The organism is Aeromonas sp. sif0611, from assembly GCF_019218845.1.
Taxonomy (GTDB): Bacteria; Pseudomonadota; Gammaproteobacteria; order Enterobacterales; family Aeromonadaceae; genus Aeromonas; species Aeromonas media.
In genome coordinates this window covers 117,558-124,515 of sequence record NZ_JAHUWU010000010.1, presented here as the reverse complement: position 1 = coordinate 124,515, position 6,958 = coordinate 117,558, and the positions used below count along the sequence as shown (strand labels likewise).

Genomic DNA, 6,958 nt, shown 5'->3' with positions numbered 1-6,958 from the left:
TGACTCATCAGTCCGGCGTGTTCCGCCGTGCTGGTAGGGGCGCATTATAGGGAGCCAGATCACGATGACAAGGGATTTTTTGAAGAAAGTCACGGAAACTTCAAATTATCCAGTTAGAAACAGCTTACCCAGTGTATATATACAATGTTATCCACAAGCCAATGATTTCAGCTCTGTTTTATTGGCATTTAACCGGGTCTTCCTTGCTTAAGGAATGCCATACTGAAGCGGATAATGTGTCCCTAGTGGTCCATGGTAGCGTCCTGTCGTAAAGCTGGTTACCATGGAGGTGAATAGAGTGTTGCACCTTTTTTGCTTTCATTTACAAAAGGTCTTTAAAGATGAATTTATCCAAGTTTCCCGTTTATGTGCAGGCGGCCGTTCTCGCTCTGGTGTTGGCGCTGGTCGGTTATCTGGTTGCCCAGGCCCTGCAGTTTTCCCTGAAAGCCGAAGTGATTTTTGCCGTAGGTCTGGCCATTGGCGGTTTCGTGGTACCGCTGTTCCTTAACCGGGCTCCTGCTGCTGCGGCCGAGCAGAATGCCAGCCAAGAAACATGCACCTTATATGTAGGCAACCTGCCCTACCGTGCCAACGAGATTGCCGTGCGCGAGCTCTTTGCCGAGCAGGGTCTGGTGATTTCCGTCCGTCTGATGAAAGACAAGGCCACTGGCAAGCGCAGGGGCTTCGGATTTGTTGAGATGCCGGTCGCCGATGCGGCCAAGGCCATAGCCGCGCTCAATGACAAGGAGTATCAGCAGCGCACCCTCAAGGTACGTGAGGCCAACGACAAGCGGGACAGGGATGAGAGGGACGGCGCCGAGGTCGACGCCTGAAGACTCAGTACAGCACCTCTTCGAGTGATGACAGCCCCCATGCTTGCAAGGGGGCTGTCAGTTTTTGGGCCCGGGCATCCAGCAGGCTGCAATAAGCATGGCCCTGTCCTTCACCGATGAGGGTGGATGGAAGCGCGGTCAGTAGATGGGCCACCCGCCTTGCCACCGCATTGCCCGAATCCACCAGTTGGCACTCCGGCATCAGTTGCCGGATTTCATCCCCCAGCAGCGGGAAATGGGTACAACCCAGTACCAGGGTATCCGGTCTCTCCTCCCCTTCTATCCAGTCAGCCAGCACCTCTCGCAGCAGAGCCATGTTGACCGGCTGTCCCGCCAGCTTGCGCTCGGCCTCGATCACTAGCTCGGTAGCCCCCTTGAGCAACACCCGCTTGCCCGGCGCAAACTGGGTGATGAGTTCATGGGTATATTCGCGGCTGACGGTGCCCGGGGTTGCCAACAAACCGATGCAGTCATTACGGGTCAGGGCGGCGGCAGGCTTGATGGCGGGCACCACACCCACCACAGGAATGCTCAGGGTGGCTCGCAGAGATGGCAGAGCTATGGTGCTGGCCGTGTTGCAGGCGATCACCACCAGATCGATGGCGTGTGCGGCCACCATGTGGCTGACCAAGCCGGTGCAGGCAGAAATCAGCTCTGGTTCGCTCAGCTCGCCATAGGGGAAGTGGGCGTTGTCGAAGCAGTAGAAATAGTTGTGTGCCGGCAGGGTGCGACGGATCTCCCCATAGACGGTCAAGCCGCCCATACCGGAGTCGAACACGAGAATATTGGCCACCAGAGCTCCCCCTTGGATGCGAGGCGGCGATCATACTCCCGCCAACGGCCAATAGAAAAGGCCCCGTACAAGACGGGGCCTCGCTTTTTCCTCTCTATATAAGCAGAGCAGCAAATCAGAGACGGTAGTCGGCGGTCAGCTTGAACTCGGTGCCTGGTGAGACATAGCCATAGGCCGGGACATAGTCACGATCGAACAGGTTGTCGATGCGACCGCCCAGGGTCAGCGCAGGTGTCACCCCGTAGCTGGCCCCCAGATTGACCAGGGTGTAAGAGCTCAGCACCACCCGCTCTGCGGGGAAGCTGCTGAAGTTCTTGTCGTCACGCTTGCCCACGTAGAGCAGCTCGGTCGACAGATCCACCTGGCCCAGCTGTACCTGCGTCAGCCAGCTCGCCTTCTGCTTGGCGCGTCGCAGCAGCGGCTGATCGCCATCGTTCTTGTCTTCGGTCTTGGTGTAATCGAAGCTCAGGTCATGATGGAGCGGACCGGTTTCCAGCCCCAGCGCCACCTCCACGCCGCGGATCTCGGCATCCGTGTTGTCCGGTTTGCAGCTGGAGAAGGCGCTCTGGCAGGAGATCAGGTTCTGGATCTGGTTGCGATAGAGGTTCACTGACCAATCCCAGGCGGTGTAACGGCCAGAGAAGTCCAGCTCCAGGTTCTTGCTCTCTTCCGGCTTCAGATCCGGGTTCTCATAACCGGGATAGTAGAGATCGAGGAAGGTCGGCGCCTTGAAGCCGGTGCCGTAGCTCAAGCGCACATTGTGGTTATCGTCGATGTCCAGCCCGCTGGCGGCGGACCAGGTGTTGTGACGGCCATACTGCTCGTTGTCATCGGTACGGCCGGACAGCTCCCACAGCAGGGCCTGCCAGCGATAGCTGCCCACCGCAAACAGGCCTGTGTTGTCACGATCCGGGGCATTGAAGGCCTGACCATAGCTGCGCGAATCGGATTTCATCTGCTCCTGCTGCCAATCGGCGCCACCGGTCAGGTTGAGCCCCTCGATACCGCTCCAGCTGTTGATCCAGGAGAAGCGGGTCAAGCCGGTGTGGATCGGCTGGGCACTGGATTCCCCCTGGCTCTCCAGCCAGCTCTTCAGCTTGTTCTCGCCGTAGCTGGCTTCCAGCCGGCTGGTCAGGGTCGCGCTCTGGAACTTGAGGCCACCGTCGTACTGGAAGGCCTTCACCCGGCTCTGGTCGGCCGACTGATAGGCGTCATCCATCTCGGTCTGGTTGTCATAACCCTGGGCGTTGAAATCGGCACTCCAGGCGTCGTTGAAGGCATGGTTCATCCCGACCTGGCCATTGAGGCTGTCGAAACCGTCCCGATCCGGCTGCTGGGCACCGGCCACCACGTCGAACCCATCGGTCCGCTCATAGCCCACCAGCAGGTTCATGTCGGTCTGTTGGCCAAGCGCCTGCACGGTGCGCAGTTGGCCCTGACCATATCCATGGCTGCCTGCGCCCCCCTTCAGGTGGGTCTCGCTGCCATTCTTGGCGGAGGTCTTGGTGATGAGGTTGATGACACCACCTATGGCATCCGAGCCGTAGACGGCGGCGCGCGGCCCGCGGATGTACTCGACCCGCTCGATGTTGCCAAGCGGGATCTGGCTGAGATCCGGCGTGCCAGCCACCATGGCGGCGATGGGGCGGCCATTCATCAGCACCAGGGAGTGGTTGGAGTTGGTGCCGCGGATGAAGAGGCTGCTGATATGACCCCGACCACCCAGGGTGGTGATCTGTACCCCTGGCAGGGTCTTGAGCAGATCCGTCAGGCTCGATACCTGGCGGGATTCAATCTCGGCGCGATCGATCACCACCACAGGGGCCAGCACAGAACTGACGGGCTGTTCCACTCGGTTGGCAGTGACCACCATGGTGTCATTGGCAGGAAGGGAAGACTGGGCAAAGGCCGCCGTTGGCAACAGGGCAGCCGCCAATAATTTCTTGGACATGAGAGATCCTTAAGTTCGCGTAAGCATCTACTTCGTGGCCGGTTTCTCTCGGCCCGAAATACGAACTTTGGCAGGTCTTCGGGCTTGGGGGCTGATGGCCTACGGCGACGGCTTCCCACCTGACGGCAGTGCCCTGATGTCGCTTCGTTCCCCCTTACCGCTGCGCGCCAGCTCCGGATTCTCACCGGATTCCCTTTTAAGCATGATGCGCCAAAGCGGGGGGATTATAGGCAGAGCAGGATTGGATGTATAGCCATCTGGATTTCTGTCATCATTTTTCCCACAAGAGGGTGTCGAGTGGCACAATTACCGCCCTGCACCTCTGTCATGGCCGCCGTTGGGCGCAATCTGAAGGGGTCAGACGCAAGAAATGTTGAGCCAGGTCCCACGGCTTTTTGGTAACATGCGGCAAACGTTTGACACCCCCGAGGAAGCCGTAATGACGACCCCCCCAATGATCGGCCTGGTAATGGGCTCTGACTCCGATTGGCCCGTGATGCAAGCGGCCGCCCGCATCCTCAAGGAGCACGGCGTGCCCTATGAAGCGCGCGTCGTCTCCGCCCATCGCACCCCGGATCTGCTGTTCGAATATGCCGCCAGTGCCCGCGAACGCGGTCTGCGCGCCATCATCGCCGGGGCTGGCGGGGCCGCCCACCTGCCGGGCATGCTGGCCGCCAAGACCACAGTGCCTGTGCTCGGTGTGCCCATCCCGACCCGTCAGCTCAAGGGGATGGACTCCCTGCTCTCCATAGTGCAGATGCCCAAAGGGGTGCCGGTCGCCACCTTCGCCATCGGCGAGGCGGGTGCCGCCAACGCCGGTCTGTTTGCCGTCTCCCTGCTGTCGGTTGCCCAGGATGGCGACGCCCCTCGCTATCACCAGCAGCTCGACAGCTTCCGCGCCAACGAGCGCGATCGGGTGCTGGCCCTGCAACTGGAGGACCCGGCATGATACTGCCCCCCGCTACCCTCGGCATGCTAGGGGGCGGCCAGCTCGGCCGCTATTTCGTGATGTCGGCCCATCGCCTTGGTTATCAGGTGATAGTGCTGGATCCGGATCCCGCCAGCATCGCCGGCGCTGCGGCCGACGCCCAGATAGTGGCGGCCTATGACGACGCCGAGGCGCTGGCCGAGCTGGCTCGTCGCTGTGATGCCGTCACCTGCGAGTTCGAAAACGTACCGGCAGCCTCCCTGGCCCTGCTGGAACAGCACCTGCCGGTACGCCCTGCGGCCAGCGCCGTGCGTGTCTGTCAGGATCGCCGGGAAGAGAAAGCCTTCCTGACCCGCGCCGGGGTGCCGGTCGCCCCGAACCTGACCCTGTTGCCGGGTGAGCCGCTGCCGGCCCTGCCCAGCGACCTCTTCCCCGCCATTCTCAAGACGGCCCGCGAAGGCTACGACGGCAAAGGACAGTGGACTATCCACAATGCGGGCGAATTGCCAGCGGCCCTGGCCGCCAGCGGCGTGCCCTGCGTGCTGGAGAAACGCCTGCCGCTGGAAGGGGAGTTTGCCCTCACCCTGGCCCGCAGCCCGAGCGGTGCCATCAGCGCCCTGCCCCTGGTGCAGAACTGGCACAGCGGTGGCATCCTGGATCAGACCCGCTCCCCGGCCAATGTCCCGGCCCTGGAGGCAGAGGCCCAGCGTATCGCCGAGCACATCATCGCCGCCCTCGACTATGTGGGGGTGCTGACGGTGGAGTTCTTCCTGGTCGGCGGCGCGCTGCTGGTCAACGAGATGGCGCCCCGCCCTCACAACTCGGGCCACCCCAGCATCGACAACGCCGGCTGCAGCCAGTTCGAGCTGCAGGTGCGCGCCCTGTGCGATCTGCCCCTGCCGGCACAGGCTGAGGTTCAACCCGCCATCCTGCTCAACCTGCTCGGTGATCTGTGGCAAGACGGTACGCCGGACTGGGCCGGCGCCCTGGCCCTGCCCGGCGTGCACCTGCACCTCTATGGCAAGGGCGACGCCCGCCCCGGACGCAAGATGGGCCATGTCACCGTCACCGGCCGCAACTGGCCGACGGTCGAGGCCACCGCCAGCCAGCTGCGCACCCTGTTGGGACTGCCGCCGCGCTAAGCGTCGCTGGTACCAACGAAAAGACCCGGGCCAAGGCCCGGGTCTTCTTTTTTACCGCAGTGGGGACCAGGTCAGCCCCGATCCGCCGCCACCGCAACGGGGGCCGGCAGCCGTATGGTGAGAGAGAGCACCAGGGCCACCACCAGCAACACCAGAATGAGGTTGAAGGTCGCCATGAAGCCGCCAAACAGGGAAGCCACGATGGAGCCTATGATGCTGCCCAGGCCAAAGCCCAGATAGATGACGCCGTAGTTCTTGGTCAGGTTGTTGAGCCCGAAGAAGTCGCTCACCAGGGAGGGGTAGACGGTGATGGTGCCGCCGAAGCTGAAGGCCACACAGGCCACCGCCACGAAGAACAGGTTGGCATTGAGCGGCACGAACAGCAGCAGAACCATACCCGCCAGGGTAATCAGCTGGGCGATGGTGATGACCCGGATGCGGGACATCTTGTCGGAGAGGATACCCAGCACCAGACGGCCACCGAGGTTGGCCATGGCGATGATGGCGACGGCGTTGGCGGCCACCACTGCCGGCAGACCCACCATGTTTTCGCCGATATCCTTGGCCACGCCGATAACGTAGAGGCCGCTCATGCAGGCGGTGAGGAACATCAGCGCCAGCATCCAGTACTGCGGCTTGCGCATCGCCTCGGCCAGGGTGAAGTCACGGCTCTCGCTCTGTTGCAAAGAGGCCGCCTGCTTGGGCGCATCCTTCATCAGCATGCCGCCCACCAGCACCATGGACATCGCAATCAACCCCCACAGCTGGAAGGTGGTCTCAAGGCCAGAGCTGGAGAGCAGCAGCAGGTTGATGTACTTGAAGCCCAGGCTGCCGAGGCCATAGGCACCGATGGAGCAGGCGGAGATCAGCCCCTTGCGCTCCGGAAACCACTTCACGCAGTTGGAGAGGGTCATCAGGTAGCCGGTCCCGTCGGCGAAGCCCACCAGTATGCCGGCGCAGAGGTAGAGCATGGCCAGGTTGCTGGCGTGGGCGGTAAGGAAGAAGCCGATGCCGAGCAGCACGCCGGCCCCCAGGGTGACATTGCGCACCCCGAACCGCTCCTGCAGCTTGCCCGCCAGGGAAGAGGCCACCGCTAGGGAGAGGCTGAGCAGACCGAAGGCGAAGGCGACCTGGCTGACCGGCTCGTCCAGCTTGTCGGAGAGCTGGGCGTTGAACAGGCTCCAGGTGTAGACGGAACCCAGCGCAAACTGGGTGATGATGGTACCGATCAGGGTCAGATACCGGGTGCGATTCATCTCTTTAGTCATGATGCGTCTCGGGGAATGGCCATAAGGAAACTGAGGCCACTAT

General features: G+C 61.9%; 6 protein-coding genes and 1 riboswitch. Of the genes, 3 read left to right on the top strand and 3 right to left on the bottom strand.

Annotation, left to right across the window (positions count from 1 at the left end; all coding sequences use genetic code 11):
• Window positions 1-341: 341 nt before the first annotated feature.
• Window positions 342-833, top strand: coding sequence for an RNA-binding protein (locus KW824_RS18745; protein WP_005326417.1), 492 nt, complete (start codon window positions 342-344; stop codon window positions 831-833).
• A gap of 4 nt (window positions 834-837) precedes the next feature.
• Here KW824_RS18745 and murI read toward each other — a convergent pair whose 3' ends face one another.
• Together murI and KW824_RS18735 are read right to left on the bottom strand one after the other, a co-directional pair.
• Window positions 838-1,626 carry a glutamate racemase gene (murI, locus tag KW824_RS18740; protein ID WP_042650634.1) on the bottom strand — a complete coding sequence of 263 codons (789 nt, stop codon included), beginning with the start codon at window positions 1,624-1,626 and terminating at the stop codon, window positions 838-840.
• Window positions 1,627-1,741: 115 nt separating this feature from the next.
• A complete protein-coding gene (locus KW824_RS18735) occupies window positions 1,742-3,577 on the bottom strand; it encodes a TonB-dependent receptor domain-containing protein (protein ID WP_218410706.1) in 1,836 nt (611 codons plus the stop codon).
• A 51-nt stretch (window positions 3,578-3,628) separates the two neighbouring features.
• Window positions 3,629-3,807: riboswitch (cobalamin riboswitch) on the bottom strand.
• Window positions 3,808-4,016: 209 nt separating this feature from the next.
• On the opposite strand from KW824_RS18735, the gene purE reads away from it, so the two are divergent.
• Window positions 4,017-4,526 (top strand): 5-(carboxyamino)imidazole ribonucleotide mutase, encoded by a 510-nt coding sequence (gene purE / locus KW824_RS18730; protein ID WP_025325239.1) that lies wholly within the window; start codon window positions 4,017-4,019, stop codon window positions 4,524-4,526.
• The gene (locus KW824_RS18725) at window positions 4,523-5,647 is read left to right on the top strand and encodes a 5-(carboxyamino)imidazole ribonucleotide synthase (protein WP_218410704.1); all 1,125 of its coding nucleotides are present in this window, start codon (window positions 4,523-4,525) and stop codon (window positions 5,645-5,647) included. Before purE ends, KW824_RS18725 begins: the two co-directional genes overlap by 4 nt.
• A 71-nt stretch (window positions 5,648-5,718) precedes the next feature.
• Here KW824_RS18725 and KW824_RS18720 read toward each other — a convergent pair whose 3' ends face one another.
• Window positions 5,719-6,915 (bottom strand): MFS transporter, encoded by a 1,197-nt coding sequence (locus KW824_RS18720; protein ID WP_218410702.1) that lies wholly within the window; start codon window positions 6,913-6,915, stop codon window positions 5,719-5,721.
• Between the last annotated feature and the right edge of the window lie 43 nt (window positions 6,916-6,958).